The organism is Rahnella sp. NRRL B-41462 (genome assembly GCF_003263525.1).
Taxonomy (GTDB): Bacteria; Pseudomonadota; Gammaproteobacteria; order Enterobacterales; family Enterobacteriaceae; genus Rahnella; species Rahnella aceris.
The window spans coordinates 74,398-99,637 of record NZ_JYDF01000023.1 but is presented as its reverse complement, the minus strand read 5'-3'; the positions used below and the strand labels follow the sequence as shown (position 1 = coordinate 99,637).

Genomic DNA, 25,240 nt, shown 5'->3' with positions numbered 1-25,240 from the left:
ACAGTCAACGACAGAAAAAAGAACAATATTAAAAAGGATAAAAATTAATAAACGATGCGTTTACGTTCATTGAAGTCATGCCATTTTGTTTTGATATACTCATCCAGCTCATCATGAAATCTTTGTGCAGAGAACTTTAAAGCGTTTTCGCGGCAGTCCTTGGGCAGGATAGAGTCTTTAATCGTATCAAAGTGACGCACGGCGTTAATCAGTGATTCCGCCGTTTGTTCTGAGAAAAATACCCCGGTGGCATTACTTTCGCCATAAGGTCTGATGGTCTCGAGAACACCGCCTTTGCCAAAGGCAATAACCGGCGTCCCGCTGGCCTGTGCTTCGACCGGCGTAATGCCAAAATCTTCTTCAGCAGCAAAAACAAACGCCCGGGTGCGCCGCATGTAATCTTGCATCACATCGTCAGGCTGATAGCCCAGAATTTCGATATTGCTGCCAGCCCGGGATTTTATTTTCGCCATTTCAGAACCGTCACCGATCACCACCAGTTTCTTATCCGGCATCTGACTGAATGCTTCAACAATCAGGTCGATACGCTTATAAGGCACCATGCGGGAGGCGGTAAAATAGAAGTCTTCTTTATTCTCCTGCAAAGTAAAACGTTCTACATCGACGGGAGGATAAATAACATCCGCATCCCGGCCATAGACCTTCTTGATTCGCCGGGCAATAAACTGGGAATTAGCGATAAAATGATCCACGCCATTGGCTGTCCGGTAATCCCAAATCCTGATTTTATGCAAGAACCAGCGGGCCAGTTTCCCTTTCAGGCCTTTGTTCAGCCCCGCCTCACGCAAATACTGGTGCTGAAAATCCCAGGCATAGCGGATCGGCGAATGCACATAACTGATGTGCAGCTGATCAGGGCCGGTCAATACCCCTTTAGCCACCGCATGACTGCTGGAAAGCACAATGTCATGCCCCGTCACATCAAGCTGCTCGATAGCCAGCGGCATTAAAGGCAGATACTGCTGATATTTCTTCTTCGCAAAAGGTAACCGCTGTATAAAAGAGGTCGTCGCTTCTTTTCCATAGAATTTCTTCCGGGATTCATCAGAAAGAAAATCGACAACAGAATAAATATCAGCATTTGGGTATAATTTAATAAACTCTGCAATAACTTTTTCTGACCCTGCAAATGTCACCAACCAGTCAGCAACAATCCCAACACTCACATCATGTGACATAATTTAAACCTTATAAAATGAAAAGTGAGTAATACAAACCCACAGCGAGTTATCATTACTCACTTAAATAAGATATTTTTAATAATTACATACTGCGGAGGATAGAAAGAATTCTTCTGGTTTGTTCCTGCATGAGTTTTGTATTTGCGCGGGATTCAACATTCAACCTTACAACAGGTTCTGTATTAGAACTGCGGAGATTGAAACGCCATTCGTCAAACTCAAGACTGATCCCGTCAGTATGATCGACATTAACCGCCTCACCTTCATACATGGCTAATACACGGGCAATGGATTCTTTAGGCTGCTGCAAATAGCTGTTAATTTCGCCGGACGCAGGATAGGCCGTGATCCGGTCATTAATCAGTTGCCGCAGAGACTTGCCTTTCAGATGCAATAATTCAGCGACCAGCAGCCAGGGGATCATCCCACTGTCGCAATAATAGAAATCGCGGAAGTAATGATGGGCGCTCATCTCACCACCATAGACCGCATCTTCCTGACGCATACGCTCTTTAATAAAAGCATGGCCGGTTTTCGACATAACAGGCACGCCACCCGCACCGGTGACAATATCAATGGTATTCCAGCTCAGACGCGGGTCATGGATAATTCTTGAGTTAGGATATTTTTCGAGGAAGGCATCGGCAAGCAGACCGACGATGTAATACCCTTCGATAAAATTACCGGCATCATCAAAGAGAAAACATCTGTCAAAATCACCGTCAAAAGCGATCCCCATATCTGCGTTGTGCTTAATGATGGCATCCGTCGTGTCCTGACGGCACTCCGGCAATAACGGGTTAGGAATACCGTTCGGGAATGTGCCGTCTGCCTCATGGTGAACTTTGATAAATTCAACCGGCACTCCAGCTGCAATAAACCGCTGTTCGATGGCATCAACAACATGGCCCGCTGCCCCATTACCGGAATTAAACACCAGCTTTAAAGGGCGGGTAAAGTTCTCTACATTGATAAAGCTGAGCAGCTTATCAACATACTCATCCAGCACAGAGGCTTTCTCGTAACTGCCGCGCTTAGCCTGATCGACCGGTGGAAAATTATTAGCTTCCGCCAGCGCCTGAATATCACGTAAGCCGGTATCGCCGCTGATCGGACGGGAATCTTCACGTACCAGTTTCATGCCGTTGTAGTTCATCGGATTGTGGCTGGCCGTCACTTCAATGCCGCCATCAAGGCACAAATAAGACGTCGCAAAATAGATTTCTTCTGTACCGGTCACGCCGATATCAACAACGTCGGTTCCCGCATCCTGCAAACCTTTCGCCAGCGCAAGTTTTAATGCTTCGCTGGTTAAGCGGACATCGCCCCCCAATACCATTTTATTAGGTTTTAAATATTCCCCGTAAGCACGCCCTATGCGATAGGCAATATCTTCATTTAATTCGACGCCTAATTCACCGCGGATATCGTAAGCTTTAAAGCAAGTTAATGTACCTGACATATTTCATCCCCAAATTAACAGCGACCATAGTGATCTTTTATACGGATAATATCGTCATCTTCCAGATAGGATCCTGACTGAATTTCCAGAAGTTCCAGAGGAATTTTTCCCGGGTTCTCTAACATATGCTGAGCCCCAATAGGGATAAACGTTGATTCATTTTCACTGAGCAGATAATTTTTATCTTCGAGAATAACTCTGGCGGTGCCCGACAGAATAACCCAGTGCTCCGCGCGGTGATGGTGCATTTGTAATGAGAACTGTCCGCCCGGTTTAACGGTGATGCGGTTCACATGATAACGGGGTGCAGTCACAACATTATCGTTACGGCCCCACGGGCGATAGGATTCGCGGTGCAAACGATATTCCCGTCGTTTATTATTTTTTAAATATTCGACGACTTTTTTAACGTCCTGCACCTGGTTTTTATCAATCACTAAAACGGCATCTTTCGTATTTACGATGACCAGATTATCCACACCAATGGCGGCCACCAATTTCTCATCGGTGTTGATATAACAATTGTTCGCATTATGGGTAAATACATCGCCATTGATGGCATTCCCTTCAGCGTTTTTATCATTCACTTCCCAAAGCGCCGACCAGGAACCCACATCATTCCAGCCCGCATCTAACGGAACAACAATCGCATCCGTGGTTTTTTCCATTACGGCATAATCAACCGATTCATCCGGGCAGGAAATAAATGCCGCTTTATCTACACGAATAAAATCTTGCTGCTCATCAGTATGCGAAGTTTCAATCGCTTTCTGACAGGCTTCGAGTATGTCCGGCCTGAATTTCGCCATCTCTTCAAGAAAACGTCTGGCGCGGAACAAAAACATACCGCTGTTCCAGTAATACTCGCCGCTTTCCAGATATTGCAATGCGGTCTCAAGATTCGGTTTCTCGACAAAACGCTGCACCCGAAAAACAGGATCGGCATCACTGCTGAATTCTGTTCCCCGCTGGATATAACCGTAACCGGTTTCAGGGCCTGTTGGCACGATACCGAACGTGACCAGTTTCCCCTGCTCAGCGAACGGAATAGCATTCTGCACGGCCTGATGGAAGGCATCCGGAGACTCGATCACATGGTCGGCAGCAAGCACCAACAGTAACGGATCAGAACCGTCGTCGATGGCACTGAGCGCAGCCAGCGTAATAGCAGGCGCCGTATTGCGCCCGACAGGCTCAAGAATAATATTGTCAGAGAGCTGGTCTATTTGTCGCAATTGTTCGGCAACAAGAAAACGATGCTCTTCATTACAAATAACCAGCGGTGCAGAAACGTCCAGCCCTTTTAAACGGGTGACCGTTTCCTGCAACATGGAATTATCGCCATGCAGACGAAGAAATTGTTTTGGATAAAGCTCACGAGACATTGGCCACAAACGGCTACCGGTGCCGCCAGCCATGATTACTGGAAGGATCATAGTTTTCGTCTCAAAAATAAAAGAGTTAAATAAGATTAAACCACCGAATACAACCACTCAGTGTGCAGAGGAATAACTTACTAATAATTCAGCAGGGTACAAAGGGATATGAAAAACACTATGCTTTTATTTTAAAAGCAGTCTTAAGCATAAAATAAAACAAATAGGGGGAAACTTTAATTAATGAAATGGCGGAGAGTTTCTTTAAACTGACCGATTTAGATAATTTCGCAACATACGAGAGATCAATAGAGCGCCTGATGCCAATAACATCCTTTAACGGCGCCCCATATCTGACGGCATTGATAAACACCATTAAAATGACCAGATAACTATGTTTAGCCCATTTTTCTTTATCGGTTTCAGAGATAATAAGTGGCGATACAAGTGACTTCGTCCTGTTAAGGTATTCCAGTCGGTTTAATATTTTAAGGTAAGATTGTTTAGTTAATGACGACGCGTGCTGGATATAATGATATTTACGCTCATTACCGAAAGCGATACTTGCTCCGTTAACAAACATTTTCATAATCACTTCGTAGTCTTCAAAAACGGTCAATGTAGTATCAAACCGAATGCCATCAAACAAGTCGCGTTTAAAGATTTTATGCCACAAATATCCCGTTACCTTACCCTCCAGCATGGAAAAAACAGCATTTTTACCCTGTAAGGTAGTATCTGATGCAAAATCATTCGTTTTGCCAACGGAGACTCCCGAGGGTTCCTCAGAAAAATACAGGCACTGCCCCATACTGGTATTATTTTTCGTCAGAACTCCGAGCAGGTAACTGACAAAATCAGGTTCAAGATAATCATCTGAATCTAAGAAACAGATAAACTCTCCTGAAGCATTATCAACCAGAGTATTTCTCCCAAAAGAGACCCCTTGATTGATTTTATTATTGATGACTTTGTGCTGGATGTGTTCATATTCTTCAAAAAAAGTGGTGACAATTTTTCGCGATGAGTCTTTCGAACAATCATCCACGATAACTATTTCCACGTTTGAATATGTCTGATCTGCAACTGACTGAAGCGCTTTCCTGAGGAATTTTTCTGAATTATAGACGGGTATTAAGATACTCACTAAGGATGAGTTTTTTTCCATGAGATCATTTATCCTCTCTGAAGAATTTTTCTTGCAAGAGAAAAAATCATTGTTCTCTTACTCACTGAGGAGAAAGTAAAAATCAAAGCAAAATAACACACTGCACCAATACCTATTTTTATCATTAATCCAAACCAGGACTCGCTCAGGACAGCGTATTGTTGTACCGCCACGAGTATCATGCACATCAGAACTGAACAAATAACGGGCGTAATCAACTCTTTTACGTATTGTTTGAAAGTTAAATTCAACAGAGTCAGGGCACACCATGCTGAAATAGGGTAAAGCAACACGGTTCGGATTGAGAAGACGAGAGCGGTAGCGATAAGTCCAAATCTTACAAAGAAATAAAAAGCCACCACATTGGTAATAGCGTAAACCAATGTCAGTCGTGCCTGCCATTCAGGCTTATCTCTGGCAAACATCACTGAATGGTTATAATAGCCAATTGAAGTGACAAAACCGACAGCACTGACAATTTGCATAACAGGGACAGAATTCATCCACTTATGCCCTAAAAGTAAAAAAGTAATATCATGGGACAATGTTGCAAGCCCCACAAAAGCAGGCGCAGTGACTAACACCGTTAAATATGTCGCCTGCAAATACTTCTTACCAAACTCGTTGATATCATTTTTATAACGGCTGAATGCAGGCAGTGAAACACGCATTAAGGCCGATGCCAGAACCAGATTCAATGTATTAACAATACGCTTGCCGGCAGAGTAAATCCCCGCTGCTGCACTTCCCAGGAAATAAGTTATAAAGAAAACATCGCTATTCTGATTTGCAAAGTTAGTGACATTGCTCAACGCGACATGCTTTGAAAATCCCAATGATTCCTTCATTGATTCTCTGGAAATTTTCATTCTGGGTTTCCAGGGTGTCGCCACCCACAGAGCTACCAGTGAAATCAAAGACGTCACAACTTGCTGCACAACTAAACTGGCGACGGCGAAGCCATTGTAGGCCATTACTACCCCGACAATACCGCCGATAGAAATCGACGTCATAGAACGTATCGCTAACGGGCGAAACATCATATTATGCGACAGCCAGGCTTCATGAGTACGACTCAGACCACTCACCAGGATAATAACGCCAGTGCCGCGGATCACATTGGCTAACTGCGGCACGTTCATATACGCCTCAATAAAAGGAGCGGCGAAAAAAACAATCAGAAAAGCGGGAACAGATAAAGAAAAACACAAAAAAAGAGCAGAGTTGTAATCGACTTCAGAAGGTGATTTTTTCCTGACAATTGAAGTCGCAATACTATCAAAGAGAACGCTTTTGAAAAATTGAGTCACTAATAAAGAAACACTTAACATGCCATATATACTGGGCGTTAAAATCTTAGCAAGTACAATAAATATGACAAACGTAATGACCTGAGACGCAGTATTATCCAGAATAGACCAGATTGCACCAGAAAGAATACTGGGCCTGCGGGCGTTTTCTTGAGATTTCAAGGTTACATCCTTTACATATCACTTGCATTTTGAAAGTATATCAATACCAGCCAGCAGACGTTCTACATTATTATTAAACTGATTATCCTCACTCAAAAAACCAGGCTGTTTTCTGGCAGCTAAGAGGATATTGGCTGCATTATCGATAAAGCGATTATCAAGATTTAATTTAGCGGTTTTTTCAATAATTTGAATACCTTTATTAGGGATCCGGTATAAGGCAAGACGTGTCAGGTCATGATAGTGAGGCCACCATTTTTTATTCTTCAGCTCACGCTGTTTTTTAAAATAACTCACGGCATACTCAACGTCAGCATCAGGTAAATGGTATTTCTCGCCATAAACATATAAACCCTTATCACGCATACACTCACGCAATGAACTGCTACCCAGAACAGTTGGCCTGTAAGGAAGGTTTATTGTCTGAGTCCAGTCTAACCATTTGAATGTATTGATTTGTGAAGAAGTAATCAAAGGAACCCAAGGTACACGCATTGCATCTGCAATAATCGCAGCATGCATGGCATCCGCCAGCACCAGTTTGGCATTTCGGATTTTTTGAATAACGGTCTTCGCATCCGACTGTGGATTCACAAACTCAACCCCGGCCTGCTGACAAACCTTTTCCCACTGCCCCGTGACGAGCGCATGGTGATGAGGAACAAAAATCACCCCCTTACGTTCAGCTTCTGAGAGGGGTTTAAACTCGGCGAGCGTGTTTAACAGCGCGGCGCCATCGGTAATAAACTTGTCTTTCGGCAATCCCAAAATTTCAGCACTGAGCGGCCCCCTGACACACAACGTTTCCCAGGAGCTGTCACCAAAGTTAGCCGGTGGATAGCCATAACCCACCCCGCTCGAAAAGACATACCACTTTTTAGCAGGCGGCATAGCGGAAGTAATAATGGTGCCAATACCGGATACCCTGACGTTCTCATTGTCATCAAAAAAGCCAGGAAGTAGTGCATCCCAAATCCATGCGTTAAGATCATCCCCAAAATTTCCATGCGCAGATTTATAATAGTAAATTTTCAATTTATCACCGGTTAATATTTAATGGCTGGCCGAGTAGAATATTTAACATCCTGGAATAGGATTTATCCTGATCAAATTCGTTATCAATTTTTTGTTTCGCATTACGACAAATATCCGGCAACACACCGGGATTATCGATTATTTCAGAGATGACACCTGCAATGCTGGCGGCATCATTTTCATTGACCAGAAAACCAGACACGCGATCTTCAATAAGCTCAGGGATGCCACTGTGAAACGTCGATATCACAGGTATACCGATTGCCATTGCTTCCATCAGTGCAACCGGGATCCCTTCCATATCACCATCTGACGCCGTGACAGAAGGTAGTAAAAACACATCCGAGTTATTTAAATATTCAGAGACAGTTTCTTGCGTCTGCGCACCTAAAAAGGCAATTTTGTCACCCAGCCCAAGATTGGCGACCTGAGATTCAAGTTCTTTTCGCAGAGGCCCGTCCCCGATAATGGTGTAATCAAAGTCAACGTTTTGTTGTTTCAATAACAGGCAGGCATTTATAGCGACTGAGATGCCTTTTTTTTCTGTGAGTCGGGCGATAGAGAGCAGTTTTATTGGATGACTGATAGTAATCCGTTCTTTATAAATGAATTTACTAACATTCACGCCCATTCTTATCACGTGTGTTTTATTTTTTATTGCAGGTGTTAAGGCTATCTTACTCGCCCACAACTCACTCACCGGAAAAATATAATTTGCATCATTGAATAGCTGTTCATAATCGGAATGAAACAAATTCAAAATTCTTTTTTGAGAAATATCATTACCGTGAAAAACAGCAGCTATTTTCCCATCAACAAAACCCAATCTTTTTAGTTGATTTAACAACGCTGCTGTAGTTCCAAAATGTGCAATATTTATGTCGGATTTTATTTTCCTGCTATTCCTAGATAAAATTTGGGATAAAATTAGAGTTTTTGCGTAATATCCATATTTTTTGAAATTCAAGCTTTCAAATGCTTTTTTATTTGTAAGTGCACCGGTAGCAGCAATAACTCTGGTAATGAGTTTTTGTCCCTTACTGTCTGGTTCTTTATCCAGAAGAAATCTTACTTTATCTAATATGCGATACTGGGTAAGTGACTTGTGTTTAATGTTGAAATCACCAGGGAAAACTGACACGACTTCAACATCGATCCCTTTTTTTATAAAATACGCAATTTGATTAATAATAAATGTCTCTGATGCCACTGGGAATTTGTAGACAAAAAATGCAACCTTCATAAATAACGTCCTTTAAAAAACAGCTGCAACAATACTAAACAATGACTGTTACTTTTCTATTGATATACTTTTAGAAGCATTTTTTATAGCATCTGCTGTAGATTTTTCACTCAGATCTCTATTAAGAATACCGAAATTATGTTCACGATAATTTTTATTATTCCCATCATTAATAAAATCGTACCACCACACACCTTTAATATAAGGTTTAGTTTTAGCCAGGAGGATATACTTATAGGCATAGTCAGCAATTTCTTGCTGTGTGAGAACAGGCTTTTTATCAGAAGTTGGGAAACCCATCTCAGTTATATACAAAGGTATAGGTGAAGTTCGTTTTGCCAACACCATCAGGTCCTGTTGAGTCTTATCAAGCATTTTTATATTGAATTCGGGGATTGAGGCTCTTTTACTTCCCCACGTATAAGGATGCACTGACAGGCCATCAATATAATCCAGGATTCCCAGCTTGACGATTTCTTTCCCCCATCGAAGATCAATATAATCCATAGGGTTGAAAGAACCGGCGATGACAGTCGCCTGCGGATTTTCTTTTTTAATAACTTTTGAAACAACTTCCACTAACTTGACGTAGTTTTTGGCAGACTCATCATTATTAGCTCCAGGTTCTACCCTGTTGGACCATTCATTCCATATTTCAAAGACAGAAGCCTTACCTTTGAAATGCTTAACAGTCCATGCTGCATAGTTAGAGAAAGCAGAAACTTGCTCGTCAGTTATTGGCTTTCCTTTTCCATATAATTCGTTTCCATAATCTAGTATAACAACAGGATTAATTCCGTTTTGGTAAGCTATGTCGAGCACTTTTTCAGTTTTACTATTCGGTACAGAATATTGTCCTTTTACCTTTTCCACAGAATCCCATTTATAATCTGTTCTTAAGGAATTTATATCATACTTCTTCATTAATGAAATAAATTCCTCAGGGGTACCATAGAAACCATCGGGGTGTACACCCACACCGACATTAAACGCCAAAGCTTGGTTTATTGATAGAAGAACAAAAGGTACAATTAGAGTGACATTCACGCCCCATCTCATTACCTTATTAATCATCGCGCCCACCTCTTTTTAAACTTTGGCAATTGTAATACATTAAATTTAGCTATAATCATAGCTCAAAATGAATCATATATTTATTTAAGGGTGTTTTCATTGGTAAATATTCTTTTAAAAGTAAATCGATTATGCGACATACAAATTCCAATTAACACCCAGTAATAAGGTCTCATAAAACTAGATTCAATTATAAGAATTATCATTGATATAAGTAACGAGAAGTAAATAACAGTTCCTTTAAACAACACGGCTTCACGAGCAAACAACAACCTATGATGCCATATCAACCATACAATCAGTGCCATCCAACCACATGTAGCCGCCATTTCGACGTAAAGATTGATCGCTGGAAGCCCGAAGGGATTTAAATACCACGGCAGGGAATTGTAAAATGGATAGGCACTTTTATTACTTAATGTGTACTCGGTATAAGCACCAATCCCAACCCCCCAAAAATGTTCTAAGGCAACATGATAAGCCATTTCAACTCTGTACCATCTGTTACCCACACGGTCTTTCAGACCTTCTAAAACATCACCCGACATAAAAACATTTCTAAAGGTAATAGCAATCAAATCATTGTTTGTTTTAGCATAAAAATAAAGACCCACGAAACCAATAAACATTATAAGCAAAGAAATTGATATTTTTAACATCTTGTTCTTTCCATGTAACGATATGACGCAGGTACCAATTAGGAAAACTAAAAGTAAATTAGCACTTTTGGTTGTATAAATTGCAACGATACATAAAAAAATATCAAAAAACTGTGCTTTGGGTATTTGTATTTTGTTGTCTTTTTGGAAAAAATTACATAAAACGATCACAACATATGGTATTAAAGCGATGGCGAAGTAAGAAGGTTCATAATAGAGAAAGTGCGCTCTGTCTTGCAAATGTGCGAAATAAAAAATTGCACCACAAACAATTTGAAAGCGATAAGAGTTAAATAACCCTTTCAAGGTAGCAGAATAATCATTCTGAGCAAGATGTTTGAATATATATGAAATAAAAAAGAAATTAAAAATTATCCATATTAAATATCCAGCGGACTTACCGAAAGCATAACTAAACATAACCGAAGGAGCACAACATAAAAAGAAAACCAAAACAAAGAAAATATTTTTGTCAATGGATTTATTCTTAATGATTAATGCAACTCCATATATGACCATCGGAATAAGTGATACCCTGAACCCCATAAAACTTAACAGGTCAACACTCGTACATAATGAAAATGCAAATGACGTAAGTTCTATTTTATTAAACTTCATAACCCATCACTTTTTTTGATCTCGCAGGCCGATTATTAGCTTATTTTTTCGTCAAGCAGTTAACTCACCCCATAACTTTATACAGGAAAGATTTATATCCTAACCACTTAGTAAAAAATAGATTATGTCAGTTTGTAGTAGTACAGATTTCACTTTCTATTTTCTTAATTTAGTAAGCGAATGATTAATTAAACTTACAGTTTTATCCCAGGTGAATTGCCTGGCACGATGCAGGCCCTTAATCTGTAGGTCATTAACCAAAACCTTATTATTTATCAGAGAATTTATTCCTCTTGCTATGTCCTCGACAGATTCAGGATCAACCAGAACTGAATAACCTTCAGCGATTTCTTTAAGTGCTGTCGTGTTCGAGGCCAACGTAGGTACACCACAAGCCATTGCTTCAATGACAGGTAAACCAAAACCTTCGTATAACGATGGCATTAGCAATGCACTAGCACCACGATAATAAGATGGCAACTTTTCTTCATCGATATAACCGGTAAAATAAACATCGTCTGACAAATCCAGAGAAGCAATATATTCTTTTAATTCAGGTGTTTCTTTTCCTGTCAAAACAAGTTTGATTCCACATTTTTCTTCAATAGTAGAGTAAGCCTTTATTAACCTTTCTTCATTTTTATGTAGTTTCCTGTTACTTACACATAAAAAGTATTTGTATCCGGGCTTAAAAACATCTCCCTCAGGTCTAAAATCTTTAGATACACCATTTCCAACTACCACAATTTTTTCGGGAGAGACGCCTGCCCATTCAGCTATCCTCCTTCTTGAGAATTCAGACACGGTAAATATTAGCAACGATTTCTTGCAAGCCCGCTTTAAAACAAAGTCATAATAAATAGTTTTTAGAAGACTATCATTTCCGCTGATATCAATATGATTTAAATCATGGATAGTAATAATACTACGATTGACAAATAACCAGGGGGCATTAAATCCGGGGGTGAAATATATTGATTTATTAGAAAACAGATACCATGGAGTGACTAAGATATCTAAAGGACTGGTGGGCTTTATATTTAGTTTTATGTACCCGTCGAAGTTGACACGCTTCGTGATTTCTGATGAAAATCTTCCAATCCCATGGCCGCCTTCCCATCTTTTATCGAATATTATTTTTTTCATTACCCCCCCTTGTAATTAAGACAATAAATCATTCCATTTATTGACAATATTTTTTGTTTCAAAGTTGTTCAATATAAATTTAAAATGCAGGTTACTTTCTAAATAGTTCCGGATTAATAAAGTAAGTTGCTCTTCATTATCAAATAAAAAGCCTTGGTTATCTGACAGTAATTCAGGAATCCCACCGACTTTCTTCGCTGCGACAGGAACCTTTCTTGCCATACTCTCAATGATCACCCTGCCAAATGGTTCATTCCATTTTGATGGCACAATTAAAAGGTCCAGGCAATCAAGAAAGTCATTTGCAGGCACATTACCCAGAAACTCAACGTTCAACTTACTTTTCCTGGCTTCATCAGAAAGATGGCGTATGTAATCTTTATCTCCATCACCTGCTATTTTCAAACTAATATTTTTGGTTATACTGTCAGGGAGCTTACTAAGCGCTGCAAATATCAAATCTATTCCCTTTGTTTTATGAACGCGCCCTAAATAACCAAAATTTATTATTTTTCCATTAAAACCATTATATTGCCTTTCTTTTAAAACATCTTCCAAACAAATATTATAAATAACATGTTGTTGTGCGTTCTTGAAATAACCGCTTCTTATATGTTCATCCAAGACAAAACGACTGATACCAACTACATCATCCACATACTTTGAGTTGGATTTTTTAAGAATAGTCATGCTCTTGCACAATCCACATCGACTACCGCAATTATCTTCCTTATACATATTTGCGTTTACACATAATAATGTATAACTCCTTAAGATATGGATAGTCCGTATTCCTTTTTCCTTTGCAATTTTCCAGGCCAGTGAAGATATATCCTCTATCGTACTGGTAATAAAAATGTCTGGTTTTACTTTTTCTAAAATCGCGCCAATTTTATTTGCAAATGCAATGTTATTAGAATCCACAATATGCCAGATTAGCTTCTTAACTTTAGATACTTCTTTGTTTTTCATGGACCAATACAAATTAGAATACTTAACCCTGTTAACATCTATGCTATTAACCTGATCTTTATAATCAGCATCACTGACAGCAAGTACTTCAACTTCATAGCCTAAACTTGACAATTGTTCAGTCAACAACTTAGTTGAAATTTCGCCACCCCCGGCGATATCAGGATAATAACCACGACAAGCAACAAGAATTTTTTTCATTTTTTGGCCTGAATTTCTTTATGCGTTAATGTTTTAAGACAAACAACCCGCATTCATCAATTAAAGTATCGATCTGACATAAACATGCATACTATTCGTCAGATTTTTTATCCGAATATTCATAGCCATAATGATTGTATCCGTAGCCGTAATAACTACTGGCTTTTTTTACAACCCCGTTAAGTATACATCCTTTAATTTCAACGCCACTTTGTGCGAAACGTCTGATACTCACTTCCATTTCTTTTGGAGTATTGACCTCAAATCGTGCCACCAGCAACGATGTGCCAGCATAGCGTCCAATGACAGCGGCATCAGTGACCGCAAGAATAGGGGCAGTATCAATGACAACAATATTGTAATTCTCAGCAGCCCATTCGATTAACTTATTAAAGCGCGAATGCATTAATAACTCGACAGGATTCGGGGGTACCTTACCGCGCGTAATATAATCAAACCCGACACCTGGCAAGGTTTTAACACCCTGTTCGATAGTGGATTTCCCAGCAAGAATATCAGACAGACCATGCTCCAGACTACCCTTGAACAGTTTATGCACATAACCTTTGCGCAGGTCAGCATCTATAAACAGTACGCGCTGATTTCCCATGGCTAACAATGCAGCCATGTTGCTGCTTATAAATGTTTTACCGGCATTCGGGCTTGCACTGGAGATCATTAAGACATTATTTTTAGCTTCCATCATGGCAAAGTGCAAACTGGTACGCAGCCCACGAATTGCCTCTATTGCCAGGTCGGCAGGATTTTCTTGCGCTAAAAATAAAAAGTTGTCTTTGTTCTTTTGTTTTTTTCCTTTTTTTGATACTGATTCTTTAACAATCCATTCAGACAGAGGAACGCTTGCATACACATTAATGCCCAATTCTTCTAACTGTTCAGGTGACTCGATACCTCTGTGCAGGAAAATTCTTAACAGGACAATAGATAATGAGAATATTCCCCCTAAAACAATCCCTATAAATATAACCAAAAGCTTTCGGGGTTTTACAGGTTTAGGCTCAGTCACCGCGCTATCAATTATTCTTACATTACCAATAGCACTTGATTCTGCAATGCTCAATTCCTGCTGCCGGTTCAGCAATTGCATATAGATTGCCTGACCGGATTCTACGTCACGACTCAATCGCAACACTTCTTGTTGGGTTGCTGGCATTCCGGAGACGCGCTTATTGAGCTTCTCTTTTTCTTCCTCCAATGTCTGGCGTTTTTCCATAAGCGCCTTATAGGTTGGATGCGATTTGGTATAAAGCTGAGAAATTTCAGCCTCACGGAAAGTAAGCTCATTTAATTGATTATCAACATTTACAATCTGGTCTAAAGCCGACTTTGCTTCCAGTGACAGGTCAACAGAATCACTTTGTTTCCTGTAAGTATTTAACTTATCTTCCGCAATATTTAAATCGCTACGGACTTTGGGGAGTTGTGTATTTAGAAATTCGAGGCTTTTCGCATCCTGAGCAGCTTGCCGGGCGATATTTTGTGCAAGGTAGTTCTCGCTGATACTATTTAAAACAGCTTTAATTAATTCAGGATCATCGCCTGTGAATGTCAAATTAAGGATACCCGTATTCTTCCCCTGATCTTCCGCAGAGAAAGAACCCAGAACTTTGTTAATGGCATCCAGATATGTCAGATAGCTTACTGTAAAACTAGTTCCCGGCGGTGCATCCATTTGACTAACCAGTAATGAGATGCCTTTACTTTCGATAAGCTCACCGACGGTTCCTTTTAAATCGATATCATTACCGGTGATATTAAAATGATGTTTATCAAGCACCGTAAGCGTAATTTCAGGACTTTTACCGGCGACATTTTGCAGATAAAGTCGACTCACGGTTAACTTACCTTTCGGCTGTCCAGTCAGACGAGCCCAACCCCTTCCAAAAATTGGGAAGTAATCCTGTTCAACATTTGCCTGTAGATTCAGATCCTGGACTGTTTTACCCAATATCATTCTGGACTGTAAAAGTGCGACTTCCGGCGCTGAATCAGGCTGACTGTCTGGTAACATCTGGCTGATGCTATTAATGAGGGCATTGCCTTGCTTTTGTTCAACCTGAATCAGAGCATCAGCCTGATATATCGGAGTGGCAAATAAAGCATATACTACCGCCAACACCGCAAATATTGCGGTTAAGATAATAATAAGTTTTCTATGGTCAAGTAATTGCCCAATTAACTTACCCAGTTCAATTTCACCCGAGTGTGAACTTTCTGACTTCAAAGAAATAACAGATGACATGCAATAGATTCCTAATTTTTAGCCACCCAGTTTAATTGCCCAACTCTGGCAAGCCCGGTCAATTAGCTGATAAACAAAGTTGAATGCTTCCTGGCTTTGGAGATATGGATCGGGAATTTCTTTTTGCTGCAGCCAGTGCCCCAGTAGCAAAGTCTTACCACGAACCTCCGGAGCCATACGTGTGACAGATTCAATATGGCGTTTTTCCATCACGAGTATCAGGTCATACTGACGCCCAAGTTGCTTGGTAAATTGCCTGCCTTTATGCCCATCCAGAGCAACACCATAGTGCTGTGCAGTCAGTAATGCCGTTTCGTCAGCGGGATATCCCACTAATGCTTTGACACCTGCAGAGTCTATTTTTTTATCAGGTAATAATTGACGTAATATCCGTTCTGCCGTTGGAGAGCGGCAAATATTTCCCGTGCAGATAATCAGCAATGAATCAAACATTCCTAATTCCAGTTATGAATATATCGTGCAGTTTCGGTCATACTATTAACCCCGTTAATAGTAGGAACCAGCTGAGATATCACGCGGTTCCAGCGGACAACCGGTGCGGCGGTAACATAAACAATATCGTACGGCTGTAACTGGAATTCAGTACTCATCACCATTGCGGAGGCATCTTTAGCATTCAGCTGATAGATATTGGCGATTTTCCCCTGTTTATTATCCTTAATCTGGCGGATAACAAATATCCCCGAGGCATCCGACATCACCTGTGAAACGCCGTCTGCATTACCTAATGCTTCTGCCAGCGTCATTCCGCTGCGATCCATTTTAAGCGTGCTCTGTTTCCCGACTTCCCCCATGACGAATACTTTCAGGTCATCATTACGTGGTACGTAGAGAATATCGCCCGGAAAGAGCAACTGATTTTGGGTTAAATCCCCTTTCTGCATCAATGCTTCAAGCGAGATGCGACGATCCTTCCCGTTATGAGTTAATACGACATTACGCCAGTCTGCGTCCGGCGCCAGCCCGCCCGCGGCATTGATGGCATCAATAACAGTGAGAGGGATATTGGTAATCGGCTGCTGGCTCGATTTCACAACCTCGCCACTGACATAAACTTTTTGCGAGCGGAACGACGCGACGCTGACATCCACCTGCGGACTTTCAATATACGTCGCCAGACGGCTACTGATCTCCTCACGAACCTGAGAGACAGTTTTCCCCGCCACGGCGACTTTACCTATGTATGGGTAAAATATCGTGCCATCGGTATTCACCCAGTTACCCGTATCACTGGCACTGCGGTACTGGCCTGCCGGGGTGGTCAGTTCAGGATGATCCCACACCGTAACCATCAGAACATCCCCGGAACCAATGCGGTATTGGTAGTTTTGCAGTTGCATATCCAGCTCTGGATTTGGCCGTGCCTGAGCAATGATCGGACGCAGCTGATCCACCAGACCTGGCGTCATCGGGTACACGTTAACTAATTTATCAATGTCATAATTGCTATCAGTAGGTTGAACAACATCTTTGTCCGTGGTACTTAACGACTGCCCTGGAATAACCGTACATCCGCTCAGTAACAAAGCCCCGAATAATGCAGAAATCTTAAACGTTTTATTTTTCATAAAATCCATATCATGTGGTTCAACAGAAATTGATGTTGGCCATGACGCTAATAACTAGCAGCCAATACATGAGGGTGATGCATTATTTAAATGACTGTTAATAAGCACCGTCTTTTCTAAGCACAACACTTACTGTTTTAAATAAGATGGCAATGTCATTCCACATCGACCAGTTTTTTACATACCAGGCGTCAAGATAGACGCGGGTCTCGTAATCCACATCACTGCGACCACTCACCTGCCATAATCCGGTCATTCCCGGTTTGCTCAGCAAGTAATAATCCACCTCATCACTGTAACGCTCCAGTTCAGCGTTAATAATAGGCCTCGGACCAACAAGGCTCATCTCTCCTTTTAATACATTAAATAACTGCGGCAATTCATCCATGCTGGTTTTACGCAATAAATGTCCGATGCGTGTAATACGTGGATCGTTTTTCAGCTTAAATGTCTCATCCCACTCAGCGCGTGCTTCGGGGTTATTTGCCAGCAATTCCTCAAGCACTTCCTTGGAATTGATTACCATTGAGCGGAATTTAAGACATTTGAAAGGACGGCCGCCTTTACCAATACGCTCATGGCCATAAATTGCCGGGCCGCCATCTTTTCTCACTTTGAAGCTGATATACAGCAGCAGCGGAGACAATATGGCAATAATCCCCAGTGAAGCCACAATATCGAAAGCGCGTTTCAGGAAGCGTGATGACCATTTCGCCAGGTTCTGATGAACACGTAAGATCATCACTTCGTGGCTGAAAATAAACGACATATCCGTACTGTCGAGCGGCATGCCGCGCAGTGTCGGGATCACTGAGACATAGCGGTAACCGTGGATCATAAACACCCGCAGCCAGTAGTTACGGATATCGCTCTGGTGTGCTTCCACGGCGACAATAAACTGGGTTTTCTTATCGCACGGGGTTAATAACCACAGGTCATCGCAGAATATGATCGGAATGCCATCAATGCTGTCACCCGGCTTGTCAGTGAGTTCGCTGGAAATAAATCCGGTGACGTTCAGCCCGAGATTCTTTTCGCTTTGAATCGCTTTGTAAGCCTCGTGAGCATTTTTACCGGTACCAATAATAATGGCATCGCGTTGCCAGATACCCAGAACCGTTAATACACGCTTAGTCATCATGCGGGCACAAGGTACAAATATCAGCACCAACAACCAGGTGAGGATCCACATATAGCGGGAAAAATTCCACTCCGCGAAAGCCATCACCGCGATCTCAATAACGGCAAAAATGACCAGCGTGCGTAAAATTTCTTTCAGTTCAAACCAGAAGGTTTTGCGGTAGTAATAATGCCGCAAGCGCATGGAGAACCAGCCAACACAACAAAATGCCAGCGTCCAGTGTAATAAAACCAGGGCAGTAACATGTTGAGCGGGAATATAGTCATCAAACTCTTTGAGCATAAAGCTCAGTAATATTTTAGCGACATAAATCGACAGGGTAAAACTGACGAAATCCGAAAGAGCAAGAAACAGGCTTGAGTAAAAATTTCTGGTGAGAAATGTCATATTTCCCTCACAACAAGTATCAAAAAATAATTATTACCTGAGAGCATCAGGTTAATAGGCTTATAATAATGGACTTCATTAACGGTCTCCTGACATGCTGACATATCAGAAAAATAATAAATAAGTCATTTTGTAGGTGCCTGACTGTTGCAGTCAGGCACAACCTTTCATTAAGGCAACTGCGGCGAATCTCTGTCTGAAGTAATACCGTACAAGCCGTACTGTCTGCCCAGCATCTGGCCACCATCACGCGTCAGTGGTGTCCAGCTGACGGTTGGTGTACTGCGTGTCGGTTTGACCGTCAGCAAGTCCAGCGGAACAGAGATGTAGAAGCCTTTAGTAAAGGAGCCTTCACCGTATTCCTGTTTAGAGACATTCGTCAGCGTCGCATAGGCTCCCACGGTGACACCGCTGTCAAAGCGTTTGGAGAGATCCAACGTGCCGCCTTTGTCTTTAGCCAGATATTGCCCGACACTCATTTTCACCAGCACATCATCCATAAATGCCGGCCGCCAGTAGGCTGTCAGGTTGCCGGTCGCGGCTTTGTAATCGGTAAAACGCATCATGTCGTCCCAGTCGCGCTGTTTGACATAGTTAGCATCAATACCCAGTGCCCAGTCAGAATCCAGTGGCCGGTAGAGCACTTCGCCCCCGACGCCGCCGTACATCATCTCCAGATAACCGCCATAAAGCTGTCCGTAGAAACCGTTGCCCAGATAACGGAAGTAGTTGGCTTGCAGGTTATTCACATAGACATCGTTCTGAACGTATTCACGGATATGCGTTCGTACGCGTGGCAGAGAAGAGTCATTACTGACGCCGTCATAGCGGAACTTATCGTAGTTATTGGCAACGTTGCCAAACACGCCGCCATCGACAAGCAGATGATCTGTCAGCCAGTAGTTGGCATCCGCCAGCACCCCGATCTGATACATATAAAAGTTTTCAGGGCCGCCGACGGATTGTCTTAATACCGGCGACAGGCTGTAATTAAACCGGTCCTTGCCGATAAAGAATCCCTGACCAACATCCGTGACCGGTTCAATCCGTTGCTGGTTCAGGGACTGTTCCTGCCCCAGCGGATAACCCTGTTGCTGCTGACGCAGGCTCGCCACGCGGGTACGTGTGGTGACCATCGGCATACCAAAGCGGTTTTGGGTAACATCCAGGGTGTCGACATTCTCCGGCAGATTATTCAGCATGATGAGATTGGCACGCTCTACGCCTTTGGACGTATTGCGATATTTATCCTGCTGACCCGTAACGTTGAGGGTGTCGTCACGGATGTCGATACGCGGTTCGCTAAACCCGGCATTGCCTTTCAGCTGAGCCAGTTGTCCGGTCGCGACGCTGTAATTAACCATTCCCGCACTTTGCGGCTGCGGCTGATAGGCAGGAACCGGATCATCAATCTGATGAGGAACCCAATCGTTCATGTTACTGCGCAGGGTAAACCCGAACATAAAGGTATTGCCACGCTCGTAGCTGGCGTTGACATCCATCCAGCTTGCCAGGCGATAAACAGCACCGAAGTTAAACTTACTGTTCTGTTTTAGTGCCCCGGCAAAATCATCGCGGTAGTTATTACCATCGTATTCCATCTTCAGGCGCAACGGCTGCCAGGGGGTCTGATACTCCACGCCGCCGAATACCCCCGCAGGGCCGCGGAACATATCATTGAGTGAAATATCGCCGGTGGAATGGCTTTGCGCGCGGGTACAATATTTATCGCTGGCTTTGCAGAAAGGGTTCGTGATATTGCCGCTGTTGCCGATATAACCCCAGCCTATCCCCAGCGTGAAATCTAGCGGTCCGGCCGCTTTACTGGCGACCAGATATTCACTGTCAAACAACCCCGTGCCGCCGATATCGCGCTTGCCCAACGCAACCTGCGGAAGATAGTAGCCCTCTTCCCACAGCCTTAATTTCACATCGAAAGACTTGTCTTTATAGGTTTGATTGCCGCTGAAGTTTGGATCACTACTGTAAAGCCGGTCACGCACGTCGGTATAACGCAACGTGGTCTCCAGCCAGGGAAACAACGCCATCGAGACCGAATAAAAACGGTAGGCATCATTATCGCGGTAGTTGGCACTGAACTCCCCTTCTTTCGGGACCCGCGCCGTCGGTGTTTGTAAAAGTCCCGCGCCGCCGAAATCGGACTGTGAAGGACCAAGGGGTTCATCATACGTTTGCGCCCGGACGGAATTAGCGTAAACCACGGACACAGCAAGCAGGCTGAGAAGATATTTTGGTTTCATCATTCAGGGATCCGGTGCGCCAAAACAGAGACGATGTGCTGATTAAGGTTTTTAAACTGGCGCGGCAGCGTCCAGTCAGAAAAACCGACCCAAATGATACTGCCCGGCTGGGCTTCAGCGTGGCGATAATTCCAGTACGCGACCGGCACGACCCGGATGGTTCCATTGGGATCAATCACCACGGCTTCATTCAGATTGGCACCAGAAAGAAATTGATGGTCTGCGAGATATTCACGAATCGTACGACCTGCAACCCACGGCTGTTTTCCCGCACCACTCACCGCACCCAGCAACAACACGCTGTTGGGACGCGTTGCGGTATAGACGCGATAATCCCCCTGTAACTGGCGGTTAGCGGCATTGTTGTTGAGGATCAAATCCGCATCCATCGGGGTAAACTGACGACCGGTAACCTGCAACCCCTGCAACTGCTGAATGACGCGGTTAATGGTCTGCTGCGTATCGCCACTCTCCGTGGCACGCCAGGCCTTGAGCTGGTTCTGCATGGACAGATACTGTTGCTGCGCCTCAGGCGTGGCGGCAGGCACAGCAATCACGGTGCCGGGCGACCAGGATTGGCGGATCAGATCGGACTCCGCCATCATCTGGCGCATATCTTTAATATGGCTGAGTACCTGGGCAGGCTGCCCCTGAGAGGCGCTGGTGTAAACGGCCACGTTGCCCTCGGAAAATGCCATCCCCGGCAAGGCGCTAAAAATGAATAAAAGCGTTTTTATTTTCATGCTGGTGGGATCCCCGCATTGGCAGGTTTGAGCAACGTCATACTCACCGGCATATCTGCTCCCAACCTCTGATTGCTCTTGAGCACCAATCCGCTGTGCGGATCTACCCAGAAAGTGTTTTGCCAGCGGTCACCCGTGGCCTCAAGCGTCACATCCTCGCGCCACACCTGACAGGCGACGACTCTTCCGGGAAGTGTCAGGGTTTCGTCGTCCTCACGGCTGAAACGGGATGTCACAACGGATGACAATGGCTGCCGGTTCTCCGTCCAGCGCATCAGACGTGTCCAGCCAGCCCCTTCACGCAAATTTGCTGCATGCAACAGCGGGTCTTGTTGCAGATTGGTGACTTCCAGCAGATCCCCTTGCGAATAACCGGCCGAACGGACCAGGCGACCATTTTGGGTAATAAATACGACCTGGTCGCCGGTACTCCATTTTTCAAAGCCATCCTGGAGATAACCGACCACAAAGATTTGCGCAGACGTAGGCAGTTTTAAATAAATGCTGCCGTAAGGAATAGCGGCAATTCTTTGGGGTGGCACCACAACATCCTGCGGCCCTTTAATGGCAACCTTAAAAGTATCAACCAGACTGTTTTGCGAAGGGGAACATGCTTGTAACAAGAGGCAGAGGAACAATAAGGAATAGCGCACAAGTGATTCCCTATATCTTTATTATCATGTGGGAAAATAACCACACGGATGTGTGGTTATAATTAAGTGACTTATTAGCGTGAGGTTGTGGTGGTAGTTGAGGTATTGGTGTTGCTGTTACCATCACTATCATCGTTACCTACAGCAATCAGACCTGCGGCTAATATTGCACCGCTGGTACCGACCACTGCCGCCACTGTTTCCCCTGAGCTAAGTTCAGCAGCAGATGTTGTCTGCGAATATAGCGGCAGCAGCATCAGGGCAATAACAGAAAACATAAATTTTCTCATAATTACTCCTCTTCAATTGACAAACGAATTGTTCACCCAATAACCAATGGGCCCTTTGAGTATATCAATAGAAAATAATTATTGTACAATTTAAGACCGGTATATATTTTAGCTATGCTACCGCCCCTGGTTTACGGCCACCAATTTGCCAAACGATAATTCCGGTAATAATTCGCACAGGTTCCCCTCGCCAAAAATAGGTCAGGCGATAGGTTCCCGTACATTTAAAATAACCGCAGTAATTAGCTATTCGTGCTTATTACAGCGTTATTTTAAAAGTCATTCTTTTCAAAAAAATGACTGTATTAATTCATCCTGACTATAAGGCAGCCATAACGCACCTTGCATAGCAAGAATATCACTGCCGCTTAAGTACTCAATATGCTGCGAATTCTCGACACCATTGATAATAATGCCACGGCAATAGGGCCTGAGATGGGCGATCACTTTTCTTAGAGATTGAGTTCCCTGGTGTTGCCAAAAAAAGGTCTTACTGATTTTTATATATTCAAACTTTTCGCTCATCACCAGCGTAAGACTGGTGTTACCTGCGCCAAAATTATCCAGCCATAAAGGGCAGCATGCAGCTAAAGACTGAAGCACAGGACGTTCCTGCCCGGCATTGAATTCGTGAAAATCCTCACTCACCTCCAGTCTTATATATTTGTGCTGCTGCAAAACCTTTTGTATCGCCTGATTGCTGGCAATATGCACCGCAATCTCATAGTCAATATTGATCGACAATAAAAAGCCGTTGGCGACAAAGATACTTTCATTCACACACGCTGTGGTGACCTGCTCGAAGAAGTCCTTCACCTTCTCTTCAGCAGAAAGAGGTAATGCGTAATCCTCTGAATACTCGTTGCTTTCCTTTGTATTCTTTTTCTTAACCAGCTCAAAACCAAGTATCACTCCCGAGACGGACACAATGGGTTCATACAGGAAGCCAGGATGACTTCTTTTGAGTGATCGCATTTCATACCCCTGAAAAAATAGCAATGTCTGTCGCGGACCTGCACTGTGCAAGGTCAGCTTAAAAAGTTTTTTTGTTATCTGACAATTCTGTTACCCACGGCGTGTTTGTGCAAAAAGAACAAAGCTGAACTGCTGCTGGCATCAACGCCTATTTTTCTTAATGAGTTGCATTTATGAACACTAATCGTTTTAACACTGAGCTTTAGAATATTTGAAATGCTGGTGACAGACAGACCAGACATCATCATCACCAAAACTTTTTCTTCCATTTTGGTAATATTATAATTGAATTCTTCCTTGTTAATCGCGCTGCCCTGAAGCCGGATAAATTGCTCAACTGATCTCTCGACATCAACCAGATCACTCTTCTTCTTAAGGAACTTGAACTCCTTTTTCAGTAAAAGCTCGAGCATTAACATATCAACAGCTGATGACACAATCAGAATTCTCTCCGGGTCCAATATATTCAGATTTTCTCTTAAAAACTCATAACACCTGTGGAAGCCACCGCCTGAAGGATCGATGATCAAGTAATCTTTCGCAAACAAGTTCATCCCTTCGTTCTGGTCAAATGGGATGACATTGTCTACGTAAGGCAGCTTCTTGGAGATTATTTCTTTCAACGCCAATTTAGTAAATTGGCACTCACTCCAGATTATTACCCGAGGCATTGGGCCGCCTAATTATGTGGTTTTAAAAACGCTCAAATTCTGCCTCGTTAATCCGGGGAAGAATAAAGCACTCTCAGAAAGAGATAAGAAAAAAGAATGTTTAGATCCGCTCTAAATCATATTTAAAACTTTTCAGTATCTGTACGTAGAGTAATACGCAGCCGAAACTCTTCAAATCGTTTTTCTCGCTCATAATAAGACCTAACAATAGGTTTGACCGATCGATTTACACTTTCTTATCGTTAAATGCATGCCTGTTTTCTAGGCGCATTCTTACAATTATTCCTAATTAGGAATCAAAATGTGACGTATACGACGCTTTTAAGGTTAAGCGCCCCCAAAATCTAAGAACTATCTCAGTAAGAATCTCTCTCATTTAAACAACTCCATTAACACACTTAACTGTCTGTATTTTTGTTTTAAAACAGGATTTTTCACTTTTTTTAAGTGTGATTTCAGATTTTGCTTTTTACGAAAACTAAACATTCAAATTTCATTATTGAGTCATTATCTGAAAAACCGCTCAAAAAAACTAACCTATTGCTCTTTTATACACATTTATGCATAGCGATTAACCGGGCCAGTAACCCCTAATTTACCCAAGAACATTCTTAACTCATAGGGTAAACAGAATTAATT

The 25,240-nt window shown here is 42.7% G+C and carries 21 protein-coding genes; all 21 read right to left on the bottom strand.

The features are described from left to right. Positions 1–44: 44 nt before the first annotated feature. A complete protein-coding gene (locus UC14_RS07570; protein WP_112197495.1) occupies positions 45–1,199 on the bottom strand; it encodes a glycosyltransferase family 4 protein in 1,155 nt (384 codons plus the stop codon). Between the two features lie 85 nt (positions 1,200–1,284). Beyond that, entirely contained in the window at positions 1,285–2,664 is a 1,380-nt protein-coding gene (cpsG, locus tag UC14_RS07565) for a phosphomannomutase CpsG (RefSeq protein WP_037033310.1), read from the bottom strand. 14 nt (positions 2,665–2,678) lie between these two features. Then, positions 2,679–4,100, bottom strand: coding sequence for a mannose-1-phosphate guanylyltransferase/mannose-6-phosphate isomerase (locus tag UC14_RS07560; protein WP_037033311.1), 1,422 nt, complete (start codon positions 4,098–4,100; stop codon positions 2,679–2,681). Positions 4,101–4,218: 118 nt separating this feature from the next. Further along, positions 4,219–5,208, bottom strand: a complete 990-nt coding sequence (locus UC14_RS07555; protein WP_112197494.1) for a glycosyltransferase family 2 protein — start codon at positions 5,206–5,208, stop codon at positions 4,219–4,221. Between the two features lie 8 nt (positions 5,209–5,216). Beyond that, positions 5,217–6,680, bottom strand: a complete 1,464-nt coding sequence (locus tag UC14_RS07550; RefSeq protein ID WP_037033313.1) for a lipopolysaccharide biosynthesis protein — start codon at positions 6,678–6,680, stop codon at positions 5,217–5,219. 18 nt (positions 6,681–6,698) lie between these two features. Further along, the gene (locus UC14_RS07545; protein ID WP_112197493.1) at positions 6,699–7,715 is read right to left on the bottom strand and encodes a polysaccharide pyruvyl transferase family protein; all 1,017 of its coding nucleotides are present in this window, start codon (positions 7,713–7,715) and stop codon (positions 6,699–6,701) included. Between the two features lie 4 nt (positions 7,716–7,719). Then, positions 7,720–8,958, bottom strand: a complete 1,239-nt coding sequence (locus UC14_RS07540; RefSeq protein ID WP_112197492.1) for a glycosyltransferase — start codon at positions 8,956–8,958, stop codon at positions 7,720–7,722. A 48-nt stretch (positions 8,959–9,006) separates the two neighbouring features. Further along, the gene (locus tag UC14_RS07535; protein WP_112197491.1) at positions 9,007–10,032 is read right to left on the bottom strand and encodes a cellulase family glycosylhydrolase; all 1,026 of its coding nucleotides are present in this window, start codon (positions 10,030–10,032) and stop codon (positions 9,007–9,009) included. Positions 10,033–10,112: 80 nt separating this feature from the next. Continuing rightward, on the bottom strand, positions 10,113–11,309 hold the full coding sequence (locus UC14_RS07530) for an O-antigen ligase family protein (protein ID WP_112197490.1): 1,197 nt from the start codon (positions 11,307–11,309) through the stop codon (positions 10,113–10,115). A gap of 156 nt (positions 11,310–11,465) precedes the next feature. Continuing rightward, positions 11,466–12,455 (bottom strand): glycosyltransferase family 1 protein, encoded by a 990-nt coding sequence (locus UC14_RS07525; protein WP_112150911.1) that lies wholly within the window; start codon positions 12,453–12,455, stop codon positions 11,466–11,468. Between the two features lie 15 nt (positions 12,456–12,470). Continuing rightward, positions 12,471–13,628, bottom strand: coding sequence for a glycosyltransferase (locus tag UC14_RS07520; RefSeq protein ID WP_112150912.1), 1,158 nt, complete (start codon positions 13,626–13,628; stop codon positions 12,471–12,473). Positions 13,629–13,719: 91 nt separating this feature from the next. Further along, positions 13,720–15,891, bottom strand: coding sequence for a polysaccharide biosynthesis tyrosine autokinase (locus tag UC14_RS07515; protein WP_112150913.1), 2,172 nt, complete (start codon positions 15,889–15,891; stop codon positions 13,720–13,722). 18 nt (positions 15,892–15,909) lie between these two features. Continuing rightward, entirely contained in the window at positions 15,910–16,344 is a 435-nt protein-coding gene (locus UC14_RS07510; protein WP_112150914.1) for a protein tyrosine phosphatase, read from the bottom strand. A 2-nt stretch (positions 16,345–16,346) separates the two neighbouring features. Beyond that, on the bottom strand, positions 16,347–17,480 hold the full coding sequence (locus UC14_RS07505) for a polysaccharide export protein (RefSeq protein WP_112150915.1): 1,134 nt from the start codon (positions 17,478–17,480) through the stop codon (positions 16,347–16,349). A gap of 97 nt (positions 17,481–17,577) precedes the next feature. Beyond that, on the bottom strand, positions 17,578–19,008 hold the full coding sequence (wbaP, locus tag UC14_RS07500) for an undecaprenyl-phosphate galactose phosphotransferase WbaP (protein ID WP_013576880.1): 1,431 nt from the start codon (positions 19,006–19,008) through the stop codon (positions 17,578–17,580). A 170-nt stretch (positions 19,009–19,178) separates the two neighbouring features. Next, positions 19,179–21,269 carry a YjbH domain-containing protein gene (locus UC14_RS07495; RefSeq protein WP_165497405.1) on the bottom strand — a complete coding sequence of 697 codons (2,091 nt, stop codon included), beginning with the start codon at positions 21,267–21,269 and terminating at the stop codon, positions 19,179–19,181. Next, positions 21,269–22,012: a capsule biosynthesis GfcC family protein gene (locus tag UC14_RS07490; protein ID WP_013576882.1), complete on the bottom strand. Its 744-nt coding sequence runs from the start codon at positions 22,010–22,012 to the stop codon at positions 21,269–21,271. The genes UC14_RS07495 and UC14_RS07490 overlap by 1 nt, the downstream gene beginning before the upstream one ends. Continuing rightward, the gene (locus tag UC14_RS07485) at positions 22,009–22,665 is read right to left on the bottom strand and encodes a YjbF family lipoprotein (RefSeq protein WP_013576883.1); all 657 of its coding nucleotides are present in this window, start codon (positions 22,663–22,665) and stop codon (positions 22,009–22,011) included. The genes UC14_RS07490 and UC14_RS07485 overlap by 4 nt, the downstream gene beginning before the upstream one ends. A 74-nt stretch (positions 22,666–22,739) precedes the next feature. Beyond that, the gene (locus UC14_RS07480) at positions 22,740–22,955 is read right to left on the bottom strand and encodes a hypothetical protein (RefSeq protein WP_013576884.1); all 216 of its coding nucleotides are present in this window, start codon (positions 22,953–22,955) and stop codon (positions 22,740–22,742) included. A 288-nt stretch (positions 22,956–23,243) separates the two neighbouring features. Then, a complete protein-coding gene (locus UC14_RS07475) occupies positions 23,244–23,930 on the bottom strand; it encodes an EAL domain-containing protein (protein WP_037033328.1) in 687 nt (228 codons plus the stop codon). Between the two features lie 74 nt (positions 23,931–24,004). Further along, positions 24,005–24,478, bottom strand: coding sequence for a helix-turn-helix transcriptional regulator (locus UC14_RS07470; protein ID WP_223509121.1), 474 nt, complete (start codon positions 24,476–24,478; stop codon positions 24,005–24,007). Positions 24,479–25,240 lie beyond the last annotated feature (762 nt).

Bases quoted from the DNA above. Each gene is read 5' to 3' on its own strand.
- UC14_RS07540 (WP_112197492.1), bottom strand. From the start codon at position 8,958: ATGAAGGTTGCATTTTTTGTCTACAAATTCCCAGTGGCATCAGAGACA.
- UC14_RS07505 (WP_112150915.1), bottom strand. From the start codon at position 17,480: ATGAAAAATAAAACGTTTAAGATTTCTGCATTATTCGGGGCTTTGTTA.
- UC14_RS07520 (WP_112150912.1), bottom strand. From the start codon at position 13,628: ATGAAAAAAATTCTTGTTGCTTGTCGTGGTTATTATCCTGATATCGCC.
- UC14_RS07475 (WP_037033328.1), bottom strand. From the start codon at position 23,930: ATGCGATCACTCAAAAGAAGTCATCCTGGCTTCCTGTATGAACCCATT.
- UC14_RS07570 (WP_112197495.1), bottom strand. From the start codon at position 1,199: ATGTCACATGATGTGAGTGTTGGGATTGTTGCTGACTGGTTGGTGACA.
- UC14_RS07495 (WP_165497405.1), bottom strand. From the start codon at position 21,269: ATGAAACCAAAATATCTTCTCAGCCTGCTTGCTGTGTCCGTGGTTTAC.
- UC14_RS07530 (WP_112197490.1), bottom strand. From the start codon at position 11,309: ATGAAGTTTAATAAAATAGAACTTACGTCATTTGCATTTTCATTATGT.
- UC14_RS07490 (WP_013576882.1), bottom strand. From the start codon at position 22,012: ATGAAAATAAAAACGCTTTTATTCATTTTTAGCGCCTTGCCGGGGATG.
- UC14_RS07525 (WP_112150911.1), bottom strand. From the start codon at position 12,455: ATGAAAAAAATAATATTCGATAAAAGATGGGAAGGCGGCCATGGGATT.
- wbaP (WP_013576880.1), bottom strand. From the start codon at position 19,008: ATGACATTTCTCACCAGAAATTTTTACTCAAGCCTGTTTCTTGCTCTT.
- UC14_RS07515 (WP_112150913.1), bottom strand. From the start codon at position 15,891: ATGTCATCTGTTATTTCTTTGAAGTCAGAAAGTTCACACTCGGGTGAA.
- cpsG (WP_037033310.1), bottom strand. From the start codon at position 2,664: ATGTCAGGTACATTAACTTGCTTTAAAGCTTACGATATCCGCGGTGAA.
- UC14_RS07480 (WP_013576884.1), bottom strand. From the start codon at position 22,955: ATGAGAAAATTTATGTTTTCTGTTATTGCCCTGATGCTGCTGCCGCTA.
- UC14_RS07510 (WP_112150914.1), bottom strand. From the start codon at position 16,344: ATGTTTGATTCATTGCTGATTATCTGCACGGGAAATATTTGCCGCTCT.
- UC14_RS07555 (WP_112197494.1), bottom strand. From the start codon at position 5,208: ATGGAAAAAAACTCATCCTTAGTGAGTATCTTAATACCCGTCTATAAT.
- UC14_RS07535 (WP_112197491.1), bottom strand. From the start codon at position 10,032: ATGATTAATAAGGTAATGAGATGGGGCGTGAATGTCACTCTAATTGTA.
- UC14_RS07560 (WP_037033311.1), bottom strand. From the start codon at position 4,100: ATGATCCTTCCAGTAATCATGGCTGGCGGCACCGGTAGCCGTTTGTGG.